Below are 21,939 nucleotides of genomic sequence, written 5' to 3'. Positions count from 1 at the left end.
TTATATCTAAATCTGATATAATCTTCTAAAATTAAAGGAGAAAAAATGACAATTTTTGAAAAAATAGTAGCTGGCGAAATACCTTGTAATAAAGTTTTAGAAAATGATAAATTTCTTGCTTTTAGAGATATAAATCCAAGAGCACCAATACATATACTAATAATACCAAAAAAACACTACAAAAATATACAAGAAATGGATCCTGCTTTAATGGGAGAAATGTTAAGTTTCATACAAGAGTTAGCAAGATTTATAGGTGTTGATGAAAGTGGATATAGACTCATAACAAACTGTGGAGAAAATGGTGGTCAAGAGGTAATGCACTTACACTTTCACATGTTAGCCGGAGCAAAACTACATTGGGACAAAAACCCATCAAATCCACAATCAACATTTTGATTTAACAATTTAAATCGCTAATTATACAAATAAAAATTAGCGATTTTTTTATTATAAACTACATAACAAAAATATAATACATAATAGGAAGAGTTATAAAGCTTAAAGCTACACCAGTAGCTATAGATGATATAGCCAAAGAGCTATCAAGTTCTGCTTTCATAATCATAGCACCAGCTAAGATCATAGGAGGCATACTACATTGCATAAGACCAACTATCCAAGTTTTATCTTGCATATCCAACCCAATAACACTAGATATAATAATAAAAACAATAACAGGAAGTATCATTTTACAAAAGAGAACTACTGCTGTGCTTTTGTAAGAGCTTTTTATACTAGCAAAACCAAGTCCTACTCCAATAGCAAAAAGACCAACTGGAGTAATACTTGCTTCAAATAATTTTAGCGGTTCAAACAAAAAATCTGGAATTGGTATATTTTTAAAAATAATTCCAACCACAAGTGCCACAAATGGTGGAAACTTTAAAATTTTCATTGTGTTCTTAAAAAGAGAAACCTTATCATGACCGCCAAAAGATAGTATAAAAGGTCCTATTATAGATATAGGAATACTTGTAGCCATTTGATCATAAAATATAACTTCGTTTAATATATCATCTCCAAAAAAACCTCTAGCAACAGGCATACCAACAAAAAGAGTATTACCAAAAAGACTAAGCATAACCACACTAACTGTAGTTGCTTTTGAAAATTTAAAAAACCGGCAAATAAAAAAACCAATAATAGTAGATATTATGCTTGATATAAAACCTATAAAAATTATGCTAATAAGAGTAGTATCTATATTAACATGATACATCTTATCAAAGATCAAAGCAGGTATCGCAAAGCATAAAACAAAATTTATGAATATGGTAGAATGCTTTTGTTCTAATACACCTGTTTTTTTAGCCAAAAACCCAGATGCCATTAAAACAAATATAGAAAATAAAGGAACAAAAATCATAAACACCCCCTAGTATTTTTTGTAGGTGGCAATTTTATAACTATAAAAATAAAAATTTTATAAATTTAAAAAAATTAATTGATTTTATTTTGTAGATTTAATATATTTTCTTTTATAGAATTTGAGCCATAAATCGCATTAACAATAGCTATAAGATCCGCTTTTGCTTCAGATACTTTGCTTATATTTGTTTCATTTATACCACCTATTGCACATACGGAGATATTAAACATACTCTTTGCTTGAGTTATTACATCAAGACTGGCAGAGCCTGCATCTGGCTTTGTAAGACTTGGAAAAATTGAGCCAAATGCAATATAATCAGCTCCATTTTCTACTGCTTCTTTGGCAAGCTCTAAACTATCATAGCAACTAACACCTATAAAAAAATCTTTACCTAAAAATTTTCTGGCATCTTGCAGATTTACATCTTTTTTACCTATATGAACACTCTTTGCACCTATTCTTTTTGCAAAAACTATATCATCATTTATTATAAATCTAGCATTATAATCATTGCATAAACAGAGTATTTCTCTTGCTATATCTTCATTTTTATTGAAGCGTTTGCAACGATATTGATAATACTTAATACCACTTTGCAATATATCTTCAACATGTTGTAAAATAATATCATCTGGACTTAAAATATCATCGCTTAAAGCATAAATTTCACTCATTAAAATCCTTAAAATTATGTCTTAATAATGTTTTACCAAATTTGGTATCATGACTATTCAAAATAGCATTATAAACATAATTTTTAGCATTTTTTACGCAATCTTGAATGTCAAATCCAAGAGCTAAAAAGCAGGCTATGGCACTACTAAATGTACAACCAGCACCATGCACAAGCTCTGGTTTAATAAGTGGAGTTGAAAAATCAAAAACACCACCATCTTTTTTATATAGTCTATCAACACTATAGCCATTAACAACATCTTTTTTAACTACTATATCACACAAAAGATTGTTAAAATTATTTTGAAAAATACATTCGGCTTCAAATTTATTAGGAGTTGCAATAGTTGCATATTTAAACAATTCTTTTAAACTATCGATGGCATCATCATCTATAAGCTTTATATTTGACTTGCTTATACAAACTGGATCTAATACAATCGGAGCATCTATAAATGGAATCCATCTCAAAACAGTATTTATTATATTAGTATTATATAACATTCCTATCTTGACAGCATCTATCTTAAGCTCATCTACAATACATTTGATTTGAGAATCAACAAATTCAGAACTTACTTCCGATATACTAACAACATTTTGAGAATTTTCTGCCACCAAAACACTTATAGCAGCAGCACCATAACAACCAAGTGCTTCGCAAGTTTTTATATCAGCTTGTGCACCGGCTCCAGCAACACTGTCAGAACCGGCAATTATAGTATATTCTTCATTCAATTAAAAAATTAATATTTACTTCAAATTATATTTTTCTTCTATTTTTTCAAAAGTACCATCATCTTTAAGCTCTTTTAATGCAGAATTTATTTTTTTGATAAGTTCTGCTTTTTTATCTTTGTCAAAAGCTATTGAAAAACCTTCGCTACCATCAGCAACTTTATAAAATTCTTCCAAATCTTCATTTTGTTTTAAATATCCATATCCTATAGAACTATCAATCAAAACAACATCTATTTTTCCAGCTTTTAAGCCCATAATAGCACTTAAAACATTATCAGCAGGAACTACTTTTGCACCTTCAATTTTTTTAGCAGCACTCTCTTGCAATGTTCCAAGCTGAACACCTATTTGCTTATCAACAAGGCTATTTTGATCAACATCAGAGCCTTTTTTTCTAATAAATAAATTTTCAGTTGAGTAATAGTTATCCGAAAAATCAACTGATTTTCTTCTATCTTCAGTAGCACTCATGGCACTCATTATAGCATCAATTTTACCAGCTTTTAAAGCAGGTATAAGGCCATCAAAGCTTATATTATTAAGTTCTAATTCAAACCCTACTTTTTTAGCAATAGCTTGCATTAATTCAACATCAAAACCAGCTGGGTTATTATTGTCATCTATAAACTCAAATGGTGGATAATCCATACTCACACCAAGTTTTACAACTTCTTGTTTGCTTGAATTTACATCAGCAACCATAGCCTCTTTTTTTTCATCCATGCATCCCATAAAAAATACAGCAAATGCCAAAAACAATAAAAATTTTTTCATTTTTTCCCTTTTTTAATATTATTAGTGATTTAAAACTTTTCCTAAAAATTCTTTCAAACGTGGGTGTGTAGGATTTTCAAAAACATTTTTAGGAGTATCGTCAACAGCTATCACACCACCATCCATGAAAAAAATACGATTCGCAACATTTCTAGCAAATCCCATCTCATGAGTAACCACAAGCATTGTTAATCCTTTTGAAGCAACATCTTGCATTATATCAAGAACCTCGCCTATCATCTCAGGATCAAGAGCCGATGTTGGCTCATCAAAAAGTATAACATCAGGATTCATAGCAAGCGATCTAGCTATAGCTATACGCTGTTTTTGTCCACCTGAAAGCTTATGCGGAAACGCATCTTTTTTATCACTCAACCCAACGCTTTTTAAAAGTTCCAAGGCTTTTTTTTCAGCCTCTTCTTTTGACAAAGTTCCAGTTTTTATAGGGGCTAATGTTAAATTTGACAAAACAGTTTTATTTGCAAATAAATTAAAATGTTGAAATACCATACTTACTTTTTGACGAATTTTATTAATGTTTGATTTTTTGTCTAAAATATCCTCTCCGTCTATAAGTATATGACCGCTAGTTGGCTCTTCAAGTCTATTTATACAACGTAAAAATGTGCTTTTACCGCCACCACTAGGACCTATTATAGCTATAACCTCACCTTGTTTTATATCTAAATTTATATCTTTTAAAACCTGTAATTTTCCATAACTTTTATTTAAATCTCTAATTTTAATCATTTTGTCTTAATCTCTCTTCTAATTTTCTAACCAAAAATGAAAAAAACTTAATACTAATATAATAAACTATGCCGGTAAATAATATAGGTTTTGGATTATAAAACACTGCTTGAAGGCTCTTGCTTTGCATTGTTATATCCACAACGCTAATATAACCAACAACAGAAGTCTCTTTAAATAACGATATAAACTCATTAGCTAAAGCTGGAAGTATATTTTTTGTAGCCTGAGGAAAAACTATCTCTTTCATAGATATATAATAACTAAGTCCCATTGCTCTTGATGCTTCCATTTGACCTTTATCTACACTATTTATACCACTTCTAACTATCTCAGCAACATAAGCAGAGCTATTTAACCCTAGTGCTATAAGCGCCACATAAAAGTTATCACTCCAAGTAGCAAAAATTACTACAGAAAAAATCAAAAGTTGTATGATAATAGGAGTGCCTCTTAATATATCTATATATTCATCTATTATGAAATTTAAAATTTTTATATCCAAAAACTTTAAAAATGCAAGAATAAAACCCAATATAATACCTATACTTATACCGCCAGCAGTAAGACCCAATGTAACACCATAACTATGAATATAGGCCATTCTTTGGGCATCGTTTAACTCGGTAGGATATGTATAGTAAATACCAGCAATAGCGACTATTACAAAAAATAGTAATTTAAAAAAATTTTCTTTAGACAAATTTTTCCTTTTTAAATACTTAAAATAGCTAATAATAATACGCAAAATTTCTTATTTTTTAGCTTAAAATTATAAATTTTCTTTGATTTTAAATAAAATTATAATAATATCTCATCTTTAAAATAAAAAACAACTAAGGTATTTTATGGATTTTTCATCTTATTTGGCTATCGCATTTTATTTTGGAATATTGCTTTTTATAGGCTGGTATTCTTACAACAAAACAGCAAATATGAGCGAATATTTACTTGACAACAGACAACTAGGTCCGGTTGCAACTGCTTTAAGCGCAGGCGCAAGCGATATGAGTGGATGGATGCTACTTGGTCTTCCTGGTGCTCTTTATGCCACGGGACTTGCAAATATTTGGATAGTTATAGGACTTTGTGTTGGAGCTTATTGTAATTATTTATTTTTAGCAAAAAGAATAAGAGTTTATACAGAAGTTGCAAGTGATAGCATTACGATACCTGATTTTTTAGAAAATCGTTTTAAAGATAGAACAAAAATACTAAGAATAATTTCTGGACTTATAATACTTATATTTTTTACCATTTATGTATCAAGTGGAATCATAGCTGGTGGAAAAAGTTTTGAAAGTTTTTTCAATCTTCCTTTTAGTCTTGGTGCTTTTATAACTCTTTTTATAGTTGTTTTTTACACCTTTTTTGGTGGTTTTAAAGCGGTTTGTATAACCGATGTATTTCAAGGCACTTTGATGTTTTTTGTTTTGATTGCAATACCAGTAGTAGCTTATTTCAATATAGATTTATCGGGCAATAAAACATTTATAACAGAGATAACAAGTCTTAGCAAAGATCACTTAAATATCTTTGCAAACCAAAGCTTTTTGGGAATTTTAGGTTTATTAGCTTGGGGGCTTGGGTATTTTGGACAACCACACATAATAGTTAGATTTATGGCAATAAGAAGTTCAAAAGAGCTAGCTTTAGCAAGAAAAATAGGAATCGGCTGGATGACATTAGGGCTACTTGGAGCGCTTATGAGTGGTCTTATAGGATATGTTTATTTTAATCAAAATAATATGGCTTTAAAAGATCCTGAATTAGTATTTTTAAAACTTGGCGAGATATTATTTCATCCATTTTTTGTAGGTATCATACTTTCTGCTGTGCTTTCCGCCATAATGAGCACTGTTTCAAGTCAATTACTAGTGAGCGCTAGTTCTATAACCAAAGATTTTATACTAGCATTTTACAAAAAAGAAATTTCAGCAGACAAACAAGTCATAATAGGAAGATGTGCAGTTGTTGGCGTTGCTCTTATCGCCACAGCTTTAGCTTTTTTATCAAGTGATACTGTTCTTGGAGTTGTTGGGAATGCTTGGGCAGGCTTTGGCGCTAGTTTTGGTCCTGTGCTACTTTTCAGTCTTTATTGGAGAAAAATGAGCGCACTTGGTGCCTTAGCTGGAATGATAGTTGGTGGAGCAACTGTTATATTATGGATAACTCTGGGTCTTAACTCATACATCTACGAACTACTTCCTGGTTTTATCGCTTCTAGTATAAGTATAGTAGTTGTTAGTATCTGGGGTGATGCGATAGATAAAATGACAAGAGAACCTAATGAAAATACAATATCAGATGAGTTTGATAAGATGAAAACAAGGTTATAAAAGCAAATAACATAATAAAATACTCAAAATATAATTAGATTATAGATGTCTGATGGCTCTATAATCTAATAATAATTAAATCACAAAAAAAACAGTAATCATTAAAAATTTAAAAAATATATAATTAGTTTCGGTGTATGACAGGTTGTTGTTATACAATAATTTTTTTAGCGTATGTTTTTGCAATAGCTTAACTTTCTTAATATAATTCTACAAATAAAATAAGGTTGTTATTAAATTTTAATGCTTTTATTTTAAATCTTAATTTATCTCATACCAGCCATAATTATCATTTTCAAAATTTGATTCAAAAATAGGTCTAAATGAGTTTTTAAATTTTATATTTTCGCCATATTTAAGTTCATTGCTTTTATAAAGCAAAATCCATTTTAAATTTGGTATCTTACTATCAAAAGCAAGTTTTAACATACCTACTCCACCCTCATACATTACAAGTTTTTTTTCTAAATTTTCAAGAGAGTTGGAGATAAACACTTTTCTATCTTTAACACCAAAAAGAGGTATATTTTTATCAAAATCATTTTGTCTTGAATATATCAAAACATCTGGATTTTTGCCATTTTCTACAAGTCTTGTATCAAGCGTAGGACGATCAATCCTAACAGTATTACCACCTATAACCAAAAGCTCAGAAACATCTCTTAGCTTATGAGAGTGAGTTCTGCTTAGAGTGTTAGATATAACTCCTCCAGTGATTACTCCATTTAAGCTAATAGCTAATTTTAAAAATGAAAAATTTCCTTTTTGCCAAGACAAAAATGGCTCGATAAGTTGTTTTCCTTTTTCTCCACAAACACCAAATTTTGTATTTATATTGTGTTGTTTTAAGAGAGCTATTCCACCACTAGCTATATTATTAAAATCCATACAAGATATAATCACATCTTTGAAATTTAACTGAATAAATAAACCGGCACAAGGTGGAGTTTTTCCATGATGAGTGCATGGCTCTAGTGTCACATAAGCTTTTGCATCTTTTAATAAATTTGAGTGATTTTCAAGTATAAACTCATAAGTAAAATTTGGCTCCAGATCATACTCTTCAAGCTCTTTTATACTTAAAAACTTAACAAAAAACTTATCATAATAAGCTTTGATAAAATCAAAAAATATCTGCTCATTTAATTTAAAAAGAGCAAACAATATAGCAGTTGGTTCTGCATGCAAAAAACCGGCTTTTTTATGAGCCTGACATGATAACAATGCACCATTTTTATCTAAAATAACACAACCAACAGATGGATTTGGATATGTTAAAACAGAGTATTTCCAAGCTTGTTTTATAGCCAAATCCATAAAAAATTCATCAGATATTATCAAAGCAAAACCTTTGCAAGATAAAACTAGAGAGAAGTAATCCCTCTAGTTTATTTTTTAGTAAAGACCAAATTTACCGTCAGTTCTTTTATAAATAACACGCATTCTTGCATCTATATCATTAAAAACTAAAAACTGCATATCACTATTTTTTAGTTTTTCAAGTGCTTCTTCTATCTCAAGAGGTTTATAAAGTTCTAGTTCAGTAGGAACTATCTCATCTAAGATATCTGTATTTTCTTCATTTATCAAAAGTCTTTTTATTTTTTCTTCATCTTTGCCTTTTACGGTTGTAGTCTTATCATGCTCTCTTCTAAGAACTTTTAGCATTCTATCAAGAGTTAGATCTATAGCGGCATACAAATCTTTATCTTTTTGTTTAATAACAATAGTATTTTTATGAGAAATATTTGCAGCAAACTCTACACCAAAACCTTTTTTTCCATTTTTCTCATCAGCAGATACAACACATCTTAGAGATATTATATCCATCTGATATTTGCAAAGTGCGTTAAAAGCGTTTTCTATATAGTCTTTTATAGAATCAGTAAGCTCTAGTTGTTTACCTACAATACTTGTATTCATTACCATACTCCTTAAAATAAAGTTTGTATGGTAATTATATCACATAAACAAATAAAAAACTAAATTTTTTGTATTATTCTTTTATGAAGTCTAACTGGGTATTTTTCTGAAATTTTATATTTATCATCTTTTGTTTTATTCAAACTATCAACATATTCTACAAAAATATCAATCATGACAGTTCCTTGTGTATATTTTGTAGTGACTGGCACTCCTTTACATTTTCCAATATTGCCAAAATATTTTATCTTAGAACTGGTAATAAAAGCTGGATGTTCCTTGTCTTTTATGGTTAAATCTGGCCTATGCCATCCTTCAACTTTTTCCAAACAATCAACATTAAAATCATGAGTTAAGATATTTAGCATTGTATACTCGGCAAAACTTCTTAATAATATCTCACCTTGCTCTCTCACATAGACATCTCCGGTTTGTTTTGCAGTTCCAACAGATAATTTAAGAGCAACAGCACCAAGAGAAGCTATAGTTACAACAAAAATTATAGCGATTAATAAACCAAAACCTTTTTTCATCTAAAAAACCGCCTTTGTTCTACATACATTAAAATCAAATCCAGACTGGGATAATGAGCTTCTTTGTTTTTGATTGTCTCTTAAACAAAGTTTTAAAAAAACCATTCCATTTTCCTCTTTAAATTTAAACATACTAACATGTCTAGCTAAAATAGTAGATTTTGTATCTTTATCTGTATATTTCTGCCCCAGCCATGGTCTATAATCGTAATAAAGTGTTAAATCAAAATCCCTATTAGCAGCACTATCACTAGACTTTGTAGATTCATTTGGTGTAGCCACTATAGCATATGCAGTATGTGCTAGATAATACTGCTCTGACATCTGCTTACCAACAAATGATGGATTGTGGTTAAAATGTGTTAGATCTTTAACTTTAACCTTAGCAAAATCAATATCACTTCCAATATAACCAAAAGAACTATCAACATTATAGTTAACACCTCTAAATATCATTGCCAAATCTTTATTTTTATTTCTAGGGGATAGCTTGTCAAACACTAAATCACCTCGCTTAAGATCACTACCAGGTGTCTCTATACCTTTTAAACTGCTGGTATTATCCATATCAACAATACCACTATAAACACCCAAATCAAAGGCTTCATAACTATAAGGTATAAATTCCAATATATTATAACTAGAATTCAATCCACTATTATTTAAATTTAATATACTATTGTCTGAACTCTTTCTTGCTATATCACTACTTCTTATTCTATATTCTAATCTCTTAGATATTTGATCCAAGATAATATCAGCTTGAGATCCCACCCTAGAGATAGACTCACTTTGAACATAATTTTTATATATTACAAAAACTAAATTTAATGTCATTCCAGCAACTATAGCCAGTATAACTATAACCATTATAAGTTCTATAAGAGTAAAAGCCTTTTTCATTTAAATTCTCTAGTTTGAATTATAGGAGAGTCTCCTATGTTAGCAGTTATAGCTAAAAGTCTTATTTTTGGATCGCCTAAATTATCATCTTTTAATCTATCAGATTTTATATCAACAGAAACAAGTGCTAAATCTTTGTCATAGCTTTTTTGCTCATAACGACTATCATTAAAGGGATCTTTTTCAATATTAACTTTAACCCCATAACTAGCTTCTGTAACAAAATCACGATCGTTATTTGCATCAGGAGACATTTTTACATCATCAATACCATTGTAAGACCAAATTGTTTTAATACCGTACGATGATGCAGCTGATAAAGATGAGCATTTATCACTATAATGTTCATGAAAATTATTTGGATCTGTCTTGGGATATAAATCAGTGGCAGATAAGATAATCCTTCTTTCATGTGGATTTAGTTTATATTTCTTATAAAAGTCATAACTTCCTAAAGAAAAATTGGGATCTTTTTTTTGCATATAGCCATGTTCAATTGTATCTTTATTTAAAGCAAACCTAGGCATAGGTGAGCTAGGATTTTCCCCTATATAAGCACAGGTATATTGTGACTTAAGAACCGTATTTAAATATGTCTTAGCATTAAGCAACATCTCTTGAATGGTAAACCTCAGATTAGCTTCTGAGGTTACACTTATAATCACAGGAACGCTCAAAGAGGTAATTGCTATAATAACTATAGAAACAATAACCTCTATAAGGGAAAAACCTCTAGTTTTCACCAGTCAATTCTCCTATTTTTTCTAACCGGCACATTAACATCATTAGGTAGTTCATCTAATATAAACTTACCAGCATTATTTTTATCTTCTCCCTTTCCATCATAAGACTTTCCAGCCCAATTACCATTTGCACCAAAGAAACCAACTTTTATCTCATTATAATCATAAGTAGGATAATTTTCATTAAAAATCAGCCAAGGAGCTTTAGACATTTTAAGTTTTATAGTATCTTTTACACTTTTTTCATTACTAAAATTAACATTTTCTACACCTTTGCTAATTCTATTGCTAGTAGTAGAATCAAATACTAATTTTGTAGCAAAATTAGAATCATAAGAATCATCCATGATACCAAAATAAGAATCATTATGCGATAAATTTACAACATAGTTACCTATAGACTCTCCTTTTAATGTTGAACTTATTTTTGAACTACAATCAATATCGCAATAAAAAGTATAATATATCTTACCCTTAAATCCATCTTTTGGACCCTCTTGATAAGGAGCAGTTACTCTACCATAAACCATAGTGGCATAACTAGACCCCATGCCAGTAGTTATATCATTAATTTTTATATCAATAGGATTATTTGTATCTTTGATTTTTAAATCACTCAAACTAAACTCTTTAGGATATACAGCAAATGGATTTTCAGGTTTTTTGTGATCTTTATCAAAGTTAAATCCTATTTTAGCAGTAGCTGTATTGCTTGTAAATAAATTTTTGGAGATTGAAAAAGGTGCTGAATTTGTAAGATCTGAATAGTTATAATTGCTATATTCATTTCCAGAATATTTAGCAGATTTAAATTTGTTATCTTTATTGTTACTATTTATATAAACCTCTTTGCTGTCTTGAGCAAATTTCATCCTGCTAGCTGTATTTTGATTATTTGCAGATAATTCTTTCTTTTTATCTATTAATGTTGTATCACTATTATTATTAAGAATTTTATCCCAATCGTAAGATAAAACAATATCCAAATCTTTCGCATAACAATCTTTAGTGAAGTTAGATACTTCTTGATTTTTAGCATTTTTTGGAGTCAACCCGATATTTAAAAATGCTTTCATACGATAAGAATCTGCATTTAAGGTATTTAGATAAGTAAAGCTGCTACTATTAAAGTTTTCTACTGACTTTGTTATATCAAAACTAGCAGGAATAAACTCAACATAAGCTGGAACAACAGTTGATATATAACAATCAACCAAATTTTTATCAAATTCATTTTTTGTCTGTTTTGATGGAACTTTACACTCATAACCGTATTTAGAAATTTTATTTTGATCATTTGTTTGGTCTATTGCTGTCCATGTTTTATCAACCATATTTGTTTTAAACTTCATAACATTATCATCATTAATATCGCTAATAAAATTACTTGCAACATTATCAGAAAACCTAATGTCAAATTTGACATTAGGCAAATTTTTTCCATTATCTTTACATGTTTTTCCATTTACATATGAAATAAGTAAAGGACCATTATCTTTTATATCCGTATCATATCTACCAACTACAGTTGTAACATCACCAGATTTTTCAGTTGAATTATATTGAGTTATATCTTTTATAGCTAAATTTTCTAGATCTTTTCTTTGTGCTTTTGCTGTAACGGTGTATGTCTTACCAGAAGTAAGATATAAAACAGAGTTAGATATATTTGATAATTTTTTATCGATCTCTGTAGGCTCTATTTTTTTATTACCACTATTTTCACTAAAGCTAAGAGCATACCCAATAGGTTTAAAAGAAAAATGATCAGAATCAGTAGTTCCAGCTTTTATATCATACCTAAATTTATCAGGAACAGAAAATTTATTGTTGTCATTATTTGTAAATTCAAAAACTTGAAAATAGGCATCTTTGGTTATAAGTTTTTCTGAAACAGTTGTCATCCTAAAACAACTTTTGCTATTTTCATCTTTTATAGTTTTATCACTACCAGGTGTTCTTACCATATAGTCACCTTTATCATTTACAAGTGTGCGCATCGTATCATTACCTTGGTAATCTTTATATCTTATACGAGCACCTACTATTTTACTTTGATTTTCTTTTACTTCAACATACTTACCATTTGGGTCTTTTGTCCCCATGATAATACAAAATTTATTAGTATCGCCAATATCTTTTGTCCTTATAGGACTATTCCACAACCAATCAAAATCTTTACTATTATCTTTAACATAAGCATCTACATACTCATCTTCAACTACACGGTACTCTATATCAGATTTTGATGCTTTATATTCGAAATCTACTATTTGCATACCGCATTTACCATTTTGAGTAAATATACTTGTATCATTTCTGTTTGTTTTTGGCGGTTGTAATTCATGAGGTGTAACGCAATTACCTTTATTTCTATTAATGTCATCGCCATTGATCCATTTTAGATGTATACTAGATGTTTTATGTATACTCCAATCTGCACTCTCATATATAAGCCTGAATCTTAGCTTATCGCCTTTTTTTAATTTTTTTATAATTATAGCATCGTTATCATTATATCCATATGCATACTTATACCAATAAGATGAGTATTTTTTGTTGTATGTTGTTGTGCTGTTACCATAAAAACATTCTTTATTTTTAGAAGCTTCAACATCGCATATTGTTAATAATGCTTTACCTTGTATAGTAAGACTAAATCTCCATTCTCCATCTTGTGGTATATCAATATAACCTTCCCATACCGAGGTCCACTTATATAAACCATTACTACTATAAGTATTTCCTTTATCAAATTCTACAAGCATTGGAAATGGAAATCTAAAATATGAATCTTTAGCACAACCGTAATTCCAAATCTTTCTATCTGGTGGATAATATCCAGGCCAATAGTCAAAAGATATAGCTCTATCTTTATAATTACCATCTGGGCCATTTTCTGTTCTCATCTCAGAGTATTGCTCATCATAACATCTGCTGTTTTTAGATACTGGTGCCTTAACTTTGGTAGAAACGGACGAATACTTACCTTTGCCATCACTACGTTCACGATTAGATTTATTTGTAAATTGGTTAAAATTTCTCCCGGAACCCTCTTTATAATAATTAGCCGTAACCCTTTCGGCACTCAAATCCAAAACAGATAGCAATAAAATACTTGCAAATGCAAATAAAATTTTATTATTTTTCATTTTACTCAATATCTCCTATTTTTGTATAAAGCTTTCTATAACCTCAGCTTGTTTGTAATCAGGATAAGACACAACATCAAGAACTATCTGAGAAAGTGTCATATTGTCCATATTACAAACTATAGGAGCTATAAAATTTACAGTAGATTTCTCTAAAGGTGTAGCAACCACAAGTATGTTATAAACTCTAAGCTCACTGCTGTTTTTGATATCCATAAGATCTTCGTAGTATGTTGGAATATCAAATTCATAATTTCTTAAAGCATAAGGATTTATCATAGTAAAAGATGTATTATCGTCTTTGCTTTGGAGTTTTACAAAAAACTTATCAAGCTCTATAAGCTCCATAGTTTTTATATGTTCAAAACCTAGTATAGGGCTTTTAACAGTAAAAATCATATTTTAATCTCCTTGATATAAAAATTGTAACATTGTATCATCTTTTTAATTAAAAAACTAAAAATATGCAAAAATTTATATAAAAATAATCCCAAACAATGTAAAATAACAAATTATTTTAATTTACGTAAGGAATACAATGATAAATATCTATAAGTTTTTGGCATCAATTTTTTTAGTTGTTATGTTTTTAGGATGTTCTGATAAACAAGCTAAACTATACAATCTCACACCAGACGAGTGGTATTCACAGATATTAGAAAATATCAAAGCTAATGAACTAGAGCTAGCTGATAAGTATTATGTATCTATGGCTAGTGAACATGTGGCATCTCCTTTGCTAGAACAAATACTTATGATACTATCTCAGGCTCATGCAAACAATGAAGAGTATTTACTTGCTAACTTCTATCTTAATGAGTATGTAAAAAGATATGGGGATAATGCAGAAAAAACAGAATTTGCGGAGTTTTTAAAGATAAAAGCAAATTTTGACTCATTTTTACAACCAAATAGAAACCAAAAACTAATGCAAGATAGTATAAATTCTATAGAAAAGTTTTTATATCTATATCCAAATACAAAGTTTAAACCTTTAGTGCAAACAATGCTTGTTAAGTTTAAACTAGCTATTTATAGTTTAGATAAAGATATAGCAGACCTATACATAAGAACAGGAAGAGATATTTCAGCAGAGATATATAAAGAAAAACTTAAGCAATCTCCTTTAAACGATGCAAAAATTTTAAATCCAGAACGTCCTTGGTATAGAAGAATATTTAATTAGGAGTGCCTTTTGCAATTAGATGAAAATAAATTTTTACCGACAGAAATTCCAATTATAGTTGAAGATGAGTTATTTTTATATCCATTTATGATAACTCCACTTTTTTTAAGTGATGAAGAAAACTTAAGAGCACTTGAACTAGCCATACAAAACGAAACATCAATACTAGTTGTTTCATCCAAGCCAAATCAAGATGGCGAAAGAAATTTTAACAGCATATATGACACTGGAGTATTAGGAACTATAATGAGAAAAGTTCCTTTACCAGATGGTCGTGTGAAGATTCTTTTTCAAGGGGTAGATAAAGCAAAAATAATCAATCAAACAAGCACTAGCCCATTAGTCGCATTAGTAGATAAGCTAAACATCACAAGACCATCTACAGCCAAGACAGAAGCTTTACTTGTGGTTTTAAGAGAAAAAGCTAGAGAACTAAGCGCTATAAGCCATCTTTTTCCACCTGACTTGCTTAAAACTATAGAAGAAAGTGTAGAGCCTATAAGAGTATGCGACTTGCTTTCTAGCGCATTAAGATTAAAAAAACAAATAGCTTATAGTTTTTTTATAGAAGAAGACTTAGAGCAGAGACTTTTAAAACTTATAGACTATATCATAGAAGAAATAGAGGCAAATAAACTTCAAAAAGAGATAAAAAACAAAGTTCACTCAAAAATTGATAAACACAATAAAGAATATTTTCTAAAAGAGCAATTAAAACAAATTCAAGCAGAACTAGGAAGCGACACTAGTCGTGATGAAGAGATAGAAGAATATAAGAAAAAACTAGAAAACAAAAAGAAATTTATGGGCGAAGATGCATATAAAGAGATAAAAAAACAGATAGAAAAACTATCTCGTATGCACCAAGACTCTGCCGATGCAAACACGATACAAAGCTATCTTGACTGGACTCTTGAGGTTCCATTTGAAAATGTATCTAAGAAAAAATCATCAATAATAGAAGTATCAAAAAGACTAAATGCAGATCATCATAGCTTAGAAAAACCAAAAGAAAGAATAGAAGAGTATTTTGCCTTAAGAGAGTTATTAGAACTTAGAGGCGTAGATGAAAAGGCTAATAATGGAGCTATACTTTGCTTTGCGGGACCTCCAGGAGTTGGAAAAACAAGCTTGGCAAACTCAATAGCAAAAGCACTTAAAAGAGAGTTAGTAAGAATAGCTCTAGGCGGACTTGAAGATGTGAATGAACTAAGGGGACACAGAAGAACATATATAGGTGCTATGCCTGGTCGTATAGTTCAAGGACTTATAGAAGCCAAACAAATGAATCCTGTTATTGTATTAGATGAGATAGATAAAGTAGGAAGAAGCTACCGCGGGGATCCTACGGCTGTATTACTTGAGATATTAGACCCTGAACAAAATAATAAATTTAGAGATTATTATCTTAACTTCAATATAGACCTAAGCAAGGTTATTTTTATAGCTACTGCAAATGATATAAGTATGATACCTGCTCCACTTCGCGATAGGATGGAGTTTATACATCTTAGCTCATACACGCCTCAAGAAAAATTTGAGATAGCAAAAAAATACCTAATACCACAAGAGCTTAAAAAGCATGGACTAAAACCTGTTGATGTAAATATAACCAAAGATGCTATAGTAATGATGATTTCAGAATACACAAGAGAGAGTGGAGTTAGAAATTTACGTAGGAAAATAGCGGATATACTAAGAAAAGTAGCAAAAAAAATACTTACAGACAACCAAGGAAAAATAACAGTAAATTCTAAAAACCTAAAAGAATTTTTAGAAAAGAAAGTATTTGAAATAGAACAAGCAGACAAAAAAGATAAAATAGGTCAAGTAAATGGTCTAGCTTGGACTAGTGTTGGCGGAGATGTTCTTAGAATAGAGGCTATTCGCCTACAAGGCAAAGGAAATATGCAAATAACAGGGCAGCTTGGAGATGTTATGAAAGAAAGCGCCCAGATAGCATTTAGCGTTGTCAAGGTTCTCATAGACAATAAAAAAATAAAAGTACCAATGAGTATAATTCCTAAATTTGATGACGATAAAAGAAAGCTTGAGCCTAGCGATGTGTATAGGAGATTTGATCTGCATTTGCACGTTCCTGAAGGTGCTACGCCAAAAGATGGTCCAAGTGCTGGTATCACAATGGTAACAGCAATAGCATCTATACTTACAGACATAAAAGTAAGACACGATGTAGCAATGACTGGCGAGATAACACTAAGCGGAAGAGTGCTTCCTATAGGAGGGCTAAAAGAAAAGCTTATAGCTGCACACAAAGCAGACATAAAACTAGCACTAATACCAAGAAAAAATTATGAAAGAGATTTGGAAGATATACCAGAGGATGTAAAAAAAGATATGAAAATCATTCCTGTTGATATGATAGATGATGTATTAAAAAATGCACTTGTGAAATAGCGAGTAGATTTTAAATGTTAAAGGGAAAAATATGCAAGAGTATGTTTTAAAAATAAAATGTAATGATGAAAAAGGACTTATATATAGAATTTCTGATATAGTCTTTAAATACAGGCTAAATATACAAACAAATAATGAGTTTGTAGATCAAGAAAATAATACATTTTTTATGAGAAGTGAACTTATTGGAGATATAAATATAGATGAATTTATAGGCAACCTTGAGGCTGTATTGCCAAAAAATGCCGAGATATCTTGCACCCACAAAAATAAAAAAAATATAATAATACTTGCTACAAAAGAGAGCCATTGTTTGGGAGATCTGCTTATCAAATTTGATAGCGGTGAGCTAAACGCAAATATCGTTTCAGTTGTTGCAAATCATGAAGTTTTAAGAAGTCTAGTTGAAAGATTTAATATACCTTTTGAGTATGTAAGTGCTGATAATTTAAGCAGAGAAGAACATGAACAAAAAGTATTAGACATTATGGCAAAATATGATTTTGATTATGTTGTATTAGCAAAATATATGAGAATATTAACTCCAAATTTTGTCCAAAACTATAACAACAAGATAATAAACATACATCACTCGTTTTTACCGGCTTTCATAGGAGCAAATCCATATAAACAAGCCTTTGAAAGAGGAGTTAAAATAATAGGAGCAACTGCTCATTTTGTAAATGATAATCTAGACGAAGGTCCAATAATAGTTCAAGATGTAATAAATATAAACCACGAAATGAGCTGGAAAGATATGCAAAAAGCAGGTAGAGCTTGTGAAAAAAATGTATTAGCAAAGGCGCTGGATTTAGCACTTGAAGATAGATTATTTATAAATGAAAATAAGGTTATTGTTTTTTAATGTTTAATATAGTCTTAGTAAGTCCACAGATTCCCCAAAACACAGGAGCCATAGGAAGACTGTGTGTAAATGCAAATTTAAGGCTTCATATCATAAAACCAACTGTTTTTGACCTAAGCGAAAAGGCGGTAAGAAGAGCTGGACTTGATTACTGGAAGATACTAGAGCCTAAAATTTGGGAAAGCTTGAACGAGTTTTTAGAAGAAAATATAAAGCTCAAAGATAGGTTTTTCTTTGCCACAACAAAAACAAACAATAACTACTTTGAAGCTAATTTTAAAACTGGTGATTTTATATTTTTTGGAGGAGAAAGCACTGGATTGCCAGAAACTCTTATGGATATAATGCCAAAAAATAAAATAACAATTCCCATGGGTAAAAATGGAAGAAGTTTAAATCTAGCAATAAGCACTGGCATAATAGCATATGAAGCTATAAGACAAAACATAAATGAGTTTGATTTTAGAGAGAAAATATGAATAAAATTATATTTATATTTTTTATACCTATTTTTATTTTTGCACAAACTATAAAAATTGCTACTTATAATGTTGAAAATTTATTTGATGGCGAAAATAATGGCAACGAATATAGAGATTTTAAAATAGGAAAATCTCCGTGGGATTATCAAAAATACAAACATAAACTTGCAAACATAAAAGAAGTAATCAAATCAATAGATGCTGATATAATAGCACTTCAAGAGATAGAAAATGAAGATGTTTTAAAAGAGCTTATAAAAGGTACTGATTATAAATTTATAAGCTTTAAAACAACAAAAAATGCCCCTGTTGGACTCGGACTAATATCCAAGCTAAGACCAATTTTAACAAAATCATTTAGTATAGCAGGCGTAAAAACTAGAGATATTTTAAAAGTTAGTTTTGAAGAAGATGAAAAAATATTTAGTATCTTTATAAATCACTTTCCGGCTTTTAAGAAAAATGGAATAACATCTCAAAAAAAAGCAGAAAGAACACTAAGAGTAGCTTTAGAAAATGAAAAAAATGCGATAGTACTTGGGGATTTTAATAGTCCTTATGGAAAAAAATCCATACTAAACGACATACAAATTACAAAAAATTATATAAACCTCTGGGAATTTATAGAACCAAAACAAAGATATAGTTTTGCGGCTTATGGTAAAAAAAGAGCTATAGATCATATCCTTTTATCGCCTGAATTTATGGATACAAAATATGATTTTATATATGTTTGTGATAGTTTTAAAGTTTTTAAAAATAATTTATTAAATAATAAAGGTTTTGCAAAAACAGAAAATAAAGAACATAAATACTCAGATCATCTACCTTTGGTATTTGAAATTTCAACAGACAAAGATAAAGCTTGTCGGTCTTGGAGTAATTTTTTAGATATTTTTAAAGGCAAGAAATGAAAAATTTTTTAGATATTTTTATGGTGATTTGTTTAGTTGGCTTTTTGTTTTTTATGATAAGAGGCGTTATACTTCAAACAGCAAAAAAAGATGAATTAAGAAAAAAAATCAAACAAGAGGAAAAAAAGAAAAATGAATAAAGAACTTTTGATAGAAATAGGAGTTGAAGAACTTCCAGCAATACCATTTTTAAAAGAGTTGCCAAACATAAAAACAAAATGGCAAAAGGTGCTAGATGAGTATAATTTAAAAAGCGAATTTGATTTTTTCTATACCCCAAGAAGGCTTGTTTTATCTCATAAAAATTTCAAGCAAAAACAAGATGATAGCGATGTAGAGTTTATAGGAGCACCAAAACATATAGCTATAAAAGATGGTAAATTTACACCAGCGGCTATTAGTTTTGCAAAAAAATGTGAAATACAAGAAAGCGAACTTAGTTTTAAAGATATAAATGGTAAAGAGGTGCTTTACTATCAAAAACAAGTATCAGGAAAAGATGTAAAAGAAATTTTACCAGATATGATAGAAAAATTTCTACTCAGTCTAAACTTTGGAAAATCTATGCGTTGGGGTAATGGTGAGTTTGAGTTTATAAGACCTATACGCTCATTTTTAGTATTTTTAGGAAATGAGTCTTTGGAGTTTACAAAATTTGGAGTAAAAAGCGAAAACTCAACATATCCACACAGAAATATAAGCTACGATAAAATAAAAATAGAAAATATAAACCAATATTTTGAAAATTCTACACAAAGAGGTGTTATTCTTAGCCAACATGAGAGAGAGAGCATTATAAGAAAACAATTTGAAACAATTGAAAAAGAAAACAATATAAACATTGAGATTGATGAAGACTTATTAAAAGAAGTTGTCGCTATAACAGAATACCCTACAGCTTTGCTTGGTCAATTTGAAAGTGAATTTTTAGATATTCCAAAAGAAGTCATAATAACATCAATGAAAGAAAATCAGAGATATTTTCCTGTATTTAAAAACTCAAAATTAGAAAATAAATTCATAGTTGTAAGCAACTCATTAAATGAAGAAAAATCACTAATAATAAAAGGCAATGAAAAGGTTTTAAGAGCTAGGCTTAGCGATGCAATGTTCTTTTGGAAAAGTGACTTACAAGCACCTTTCACACCTGATAAACTAAAAAATATAACATACCTAAAAGAGTTAGGAACGCTATATGATAAAGAACTTAGAGAGGAAAAAATAGCTAAAATTTTAGCAGAAAAATACAAAAATAGACTAGCTAAAGAAGTAGGAAATAACTATATAGAAAAAATTTCAAGAGCTGTAATGCTAAGTAAAGCTGATTTGACAAGTAGTATGGTTTATGAATTTACAGAACTTCAAGGTATTATGGGTCATTACTATGCAGAAAAAAAAGGTGAAGATAAAGATATAGTAATAGCCATAAAAGAACAATACCTACCAGATGGAGAAAATGCGGATTGCCCTAGCACTCTTTTTAGCTCAATAGTTGCGCTCTCGCATAAACTTGATAGCTTGGTTGGTCTTTTTAGTGTTGGCAAAATTCCAACAGGAACAAAAGATCCTTATGCACTAAGAAGGGCAGCAAATGGAGTTATAAAAATAATTTTAAACGAAGGTTTGGAATTTGATATATCAGAAATTTTAAACGAAATAGCAAAAAATTACAATAACTTTGATGTGAGTGTCTTGGAAAATTTTATACTTGATAGATTATATACATTTTTTGATGCAAATTCATCTATAATAAAAAGTTGTATAGACAGTAAAAATAGAGATATAGTTAAACTTTATAATGCCATACAAGCACTTCATATCATATCAAACGAGCCTAATTTTAAAGATAATTTTTCTACATTTAAAAGACTTTCAAACATCATAAAAGATACAAAAATACAAGATGTTAAGGAAGAATTATTTGAAAATAAATATGAAAAAAATCTAAATGATAAATTCAAAGCATTAAACAGCAATGAAGAAAAATATAAAGAGAGATTAAGAGAGCTATTTGGTTTAAAACAAGAAATTGATGAGTTTTTTGAAAATGTTATGATAAATACCGATGATGAAAAAATCAAAAATAACAGAATAGCATTAATAGGTCAAATTTATTTAGCATTCAAAAAAATAGCTGATATAAAAGAGATAAGTTTTTAATATAGA

At 29.6% G+C, this 21,939-nt stretch carries 22 protein-coding genes; 9 read left to right on the top strand and 13 right to left on the bottom strand.

The features are described 5' to 3' along the window. The first annotated feature begins 45 nt into the window (after positions 1 to 45). Positions 46 to 399, top strand: coding sequence for a histidine triad nucleotide-binding protein (locus tag CPIN18021_RS03915; RefSeq protein ID WP_078423234.1), 354 nt, complete (start codon positions 46 to 48; stop codon positions 397 to 399). A gap of 58 nt (positions 400 to 457) precedes the next feature. Here the strand turns inward: CPIN18021_RS03915 and CPIN18021_RS03910 are convergent, their stop codons facing one another. The 6 genes from CPIN18021_RS03910 to CPIN18021_RS03885 form a co-directional block, all read right to left on the bottom strand. Further along, positions 458 to 1,369 carry an AEC family transporter gene (locus CPIN18021_RS03910; protein WP_078424448.1) on the bottom strand — a complete coding sequence of 304 codons (912 nt, stop codon included), beginning with the start codon at positions 1,367 to 1,369 and terminating at the stop codon, positions 458 to 460. Between the two features lie 74 nt (positions 1,370 to 1,443). Further along, positions 1,444 to 2,049, bottom strand: coding sequence for a thiamine phosphate synthase (gene thiE, locus CPIN18021_RS03905; RefSeq protein ID WP_078424447.1), 606 nt, complete (start codon positions 2,047 to 2,049; stop codon positions 1,444 to 1,446). Next, a complete protein-coding gene (locus CPIN18021_RS03900) occupies positions 2,042 to 2,788 on the bottom strand; it encodes a hydroxymethylpyrimidine/phosphomethylpyrimidine kinase (protein ID WP_180375107.1) in 747 nt (248 codons plus the stop codon). Before CPIN18021_RS03900 ends, thiE begins: the two co-directional genes overlap by 8 nt. A gap of 15 nt (positions 2,789 to 2,803) precedes the next feature. Then, on the bottom strand, positions 2,804 to 3,565 hold the full coding sequence (locus CPIN18021_RS03895) for a transporter substrate-binding domain-containing protein (RefSeq protein WP_078424446.1): 762 nt from the start codon (positions 3,563 to 3,565) through the stop codon (positions 2,804 to 2,806). Between the two features lie 21 nt (positions 3,566 to 3,586). Then, a complete protein-coding gene (locus tag CPIN18021_RS03890; RefSeq protein ID WP_078423230.1) occupies positions 3,587 to 4,315 on the bottom strand; it encodes an amino acid ABC transporter ATP-binding protein in 729 nt (242 codons plus the stop codon). Then, entirely contained in the window at positions 4,308 to 5,018 is a 711-nt protein-coding gene (locus CPIN18021_RS03885) for an amino acid ABC transporter permease (RefSeq protein ID WP_078423229.1), read from the bottom strand. Before CPIN18021_RS03885 ends, CPIN18021_RS03890 begins: the two co-directional genes overlap by 8 nt. Positions 5,019 to 5,163: 145 nt before the next feature. Here CPIN18021_RS03885 and putP point away from each other — a divergent pair, with 145 nt between their 5' ends. Beyond that, on the top strand, positions 5,164 to 6,654 hold the full coding sequence (putP, locus tag CPIN18021_RS03880) for a sodium/proline symporter PutP (protein ID WP_078424445.1): 1,491 nt from the start codon (positions 5,164 to 5,166) through the stop codon (positions 6,652 to 6,654). Between the two features lie 261 nt (positions 6,655 to 6,915). Here the strand turns inward: putP and ribD are convergent, their stop codons facing one another. The 7 genes from ribD to fliW are packed head-to-tail and all read right to left on the bottom strand — an operon-like array spanning position 6,916 to position 14,307. Then, the gene (gene ribD, locus CPIN18021_RS03875) at positions 6,916 to 7,989 is read right to left on the bottom strand and encodes a bifunctional diaminohydroxyphosphoribosylaminopyrimidine deaminase/5-amino-6-(5-phosphoribosylamino)uracil reductase RibD (RefSeq protein ID WP_078424040.1); all 1,074 of its coding nucleotides are present in this window, start codon (positions 7,987 to 7,989) and stop codon (positions 6,916 to 6,918) included. A gap of 60 nt (positions 7,990 to 8,049) precedes the next feature. Beyond that, entirely contained in the window at positions 8,050 to 8,577 is a 528-nt protein-coding gene (hpf, locus tag CPIN18021_RS03870; RefSeq protein ID WP_078423227.1) for a ribosome hibernation-promoting factor, HPF/YfiA family, read from the bottom strand. A 59-nt stretch (positions 8,578 to 8,636) separates the two neighbouring features. After that, positions 8,637 to 9,110 (bottom strand): hypothetical protein, encoded by a 474-nt coding sequence (locus CPIN18021_RS03865; RefSeq protein ID WP_078423226.1) that lies wholly within the window; start codon positions 9,108 to 9,110, stop codon positions 8,637 to 8,639. After that, positions 9,111 to 10,013 carry a type IV pilin protein gene (locus CPIN18021_RS03860; RefSeq protein ID WP_078424444.1) on the bottom strand — a complete coding sequence of 301 codons (903 nt, stop codon included), beginning with the start codon at positions 10,011 to 10,013 and terminating at the stop codon, positions 9,111 to 9,113. After that, positions 10,010 to 10,756: a prepilin-type N-terminal cleavage/methylation domain-containing protein gene (locus CPIN18021_RS03855; RefSeq protein ID WP_157888043.1), complete on the bottom strand. Its 747-nt coding sequence runs from the start codon at positions 10,754 to 10,756 to the stop codon at positions 10,010 to 10,012. Before CPIN18021_RS03855 ends, CPIN18021_RS03860 begins: the two co-directional genes overlap by 4 nt. Next, on the bottom strand, positions 10,753 to 13,908 hold the full coding sequence (locus CPIN18021_RS03850; protein ID WP_078424442.1) for a hypothetical protein: 3,156 nt from the start codon (positions 13,906 to 13,908) through the stop codon (positions 10,753 to 10,755). The genes CPIN18021_RS03855 and CPIN18021_RS03850 overlap by 4 nt, the downstream gene beginning before the upstream one ends. 15 nt (positions 13,909 to 13,923) lie before the next feature. Further along, a complete protein-coding gene (gene fliW, locus CPIN18021_RS03845; RefSeq protein WP_069632465.1) occupies positions 13,924 to 14,307 on the bottom strand; it encodes a flagellar assembly protein FliW in 384 nt (127 codons plus the stop codon). Between the two features lie 139 nt (positions 14,308 to 14,446). Here fliW and CPIN18021_RS03840 point away from each other — a divergent pair, with 139 nt between their 5' ends. The 7 genes from CPIN18021_RS03840 to glyS are packed head-to-tail and all read left to right on the top strand — an operon-like array spanning position 14,447 to position 21,933. Continuing rightward, positions 14,447 to 15,094 carry an outer membrane protein assembly factor BamD gene (locus tag CPIN18021_RS03840; RefSeq protein WP_078423222.1) on the top strand — a complete coding sequence of 216 codons (648 nt, stop codon included), beginning with the start codon at positions 14,447 to 14,449 and terminating at the stop codon, positions 15,092 to 15,094. 9 nt (positions 15,095 to 15,103) lie between these two features. Continuing rightward, positions 15,104 to 17,512 carry an endopeptidase La gene (lon, locus tag CPIN18021_RS03835; RefSeq protein WP_078424441.1) on the top strand — a complete coding sequence of 803 codons (2,409 nt, stop codon included), beginning with the start codon at positions 15,104 to 15,106 and terminating at the stop codon, positions 17,510 to 17,512. Between the two features lie 31 nt (positions 17,513 to 17,543). Next, positions 17,544 to 18,377: a formyltetrahydrofolate deformylase gene (gene purU / locus CPIN18021_RS03830; RefSeq protein WP_078424440.1), complete on the top strand. Its 834-nt coding sequence runs from the start codon at positions 17,544 to 17,546 to the stop codon at positions 18,375 to 18,377. After that, entirely contained in the window at positions 18,377 to 18,856 is a 480-nt protein-coding gene (locus CPIN18021_RS03825; RefSeq protein ID WP_078423219.1) for a tRNA (cytidine(34)-2'-O)-methyltransferase, read from the top strand. Before purU ends, CPIN18021_RS03825 begins: the two co-directional genes overlap by 1 nt. After that, positions 18,853 to 19,773: an endonuclease/exonuclease/phosphatase family protein gene (locus CPIN18021_RS03820; protein WP_078424439.1), complete on the top strand. Its 921-nt coding sequence runs from the start codon at positions 18,853 to 18,855 to the stop codon at positions 19,771 to 19,773. The genes CPIN18021_RS03825 and CPIN18021_RS03820 overlap by 4 nt, the downstream gene beginning before the upstream one ends. Then, positions 19,770 to 19,913: a hypothetical protein gene (locus CPIN18021_RS08885; RefSeq protein WP_153300791.1), complete on the top strand. Its 144-nt coding sequence runs from the start codon at positions 19,770 to 19,772 to the stop codon at positions 19,911 to 19,913. Before CPIN18021_RS03820 ends, CPIN18021_RS08885 begins: the two co-directional genes overlap by 4 nt. Then, complete coding sequence (glyS, locus tag CPIN18021_RS03815) at positions 19,906 to 21,933, top strand: glycine--tRNA ligase subunit beta (RefSeq protein WP_078424438.1); 2,028 nt, start codon at positions 19,906 to 19,908, stop codon at positions 21,931 to 21,933. The genes CPIN18021_RS08885 and glyS overlap by 8 nt, the downstream gene beginning before the upstream one ends. The last annotated feature ends 6 nt before the right edge of the window (positions 21,934 to 21,939 follow it).

This window comes from Campylobacter pinnipediorum subsp. caledonicus, from assembly GCF_002022005.1.
Lineage (GTDB): Bacteria > Campylobacterota > Campylobacteria > Campylobacterales > Campylobacteraceae > Campylobacter_A > Campylobacter_A caledonicus.
This window is presented reverse-complemented; position numbering and strand designations above follow the sequence as displayed.

Excerpts from the sequence above, each read along its gene's own strand:
- CPIN18021_RS03915 (WP_078423234.1), top strand. The coding sequence starts at position 46 with ATGACAATTTTTGAAAAAATAGTAGCTGGCGAAATACCTTGTAATAAA.
- CPIN18021_RS03910 (WP_078424448.1), bottom strand. The coding sequence starts at position 1,369 with ATGATTTTTGTTCCTTTATTTTCTATATTTGTTTTAATGGCATCTGGG.
- thiE (WP_078424447.1), bottom strand. The coding sequence starts at position 2,049 with ATGAGTGAAATTTATGCTTTAAGCGATGATATTTTAAGTCCAGATGAT.
- CPIN18021_RS03895 (WP_078424446.1), bottom strand. The coding sequence starts at position 3,565 with ATGAAAAAATTTTTATTGTTTTTGGCATTTGCTGTATTTTTTATGGGA.
- CPIN18021_RS03890 (WP_078423230.1), bottom strand. The coding sequence starts at position 4,315 with ATGATTAAAATTAGAGATTTAAATAAAAGTTATGGAAAATTACAGGTT.
- putP (WP_078424445.1), top strand. The coding sequence starts at position 5,164 with ATGGATTTTTCATCTTATTTGGCTATCGCATTTTATTTTGGAATATTG.
- hpf (WP_078423227.1), bottom strand. The coding sequence starts at position 8,577 with ATGAATACAAGTATTGTAGGTAAACAACTAGAGCTTACTGATTCTATA.
- CPIN18021_RS03865 (WP_078423226.1), bottom strand. The coding sequence starts at position 9,110 with ATGAAAAAAGGTTTTGGTTTATTAATCGCTATAATTTTTGTTGTAACT.
- CPIN18021_RS03860 (WP_078424444.1), bottom strand. The coding sequence starts at position 10,013 with ATGAAAAAGGCTTTTACTCTTATAGAACTTATAATGGTTATAGTTATA.
- CPIN18021_RS03850 (WP_078424442.1), bottom strand. The coding sequence starts at position 13,908 with ATGAAAAATAATAAAATTTTATTTGCATTTGCAAGTATTTTATTGCTA.
- fliW (WP_069632465.1), bottom strand. The coding sequence starts at position 14,307 with ATGATTTTTACTGTTAAAAGCCCTATACTAGGTTTTGAACATATAAAA.
- CPIN18021_RS03840 (WP_078423222.1), top strand. The coding sequence starts at position 14,447 with ATGATAAATATCTATAAGTTTTTGGCATCAATTTTTTTAGTTGTTATG.
- purU (WP_078424440.1), top strand. The coding sequence starts at position 17,544 with ATGCAAGAGTATGTTTTAAAAATAAAATGTAATGATGAAAAAGGACTT.
- CPIN18021_RS03825 (WP_078423219.1), top strand. The coding sequence starts at position 18,377 with ATGTTTAATATAGTCTTAGTAAGTCCACAGATTCCCCAAAACACAGGA.
- CPIN18021_RS03820 (WP_078424439.1), top strand. The coding sequence starts at position 18,853 with ATGAATAAAATTATATTTATATTTTTTATACCTATTTTTATTTTTGCA.
- CPIN18021_RS08885 (WP_153300791.1), top strand. The coding sequence starts at position 19,770 with ATGAAAAATTTTTTAGATATTTTTATGGTGATTTGTTTAGTTGGCTTT.
- glyS (WP_078424438.1), top strand. The coding sequence starts at position 19,906 with ATGAATAAAGAACTTTTGATAGAAATAGGAGTTGAAGAACTTCCAGCA.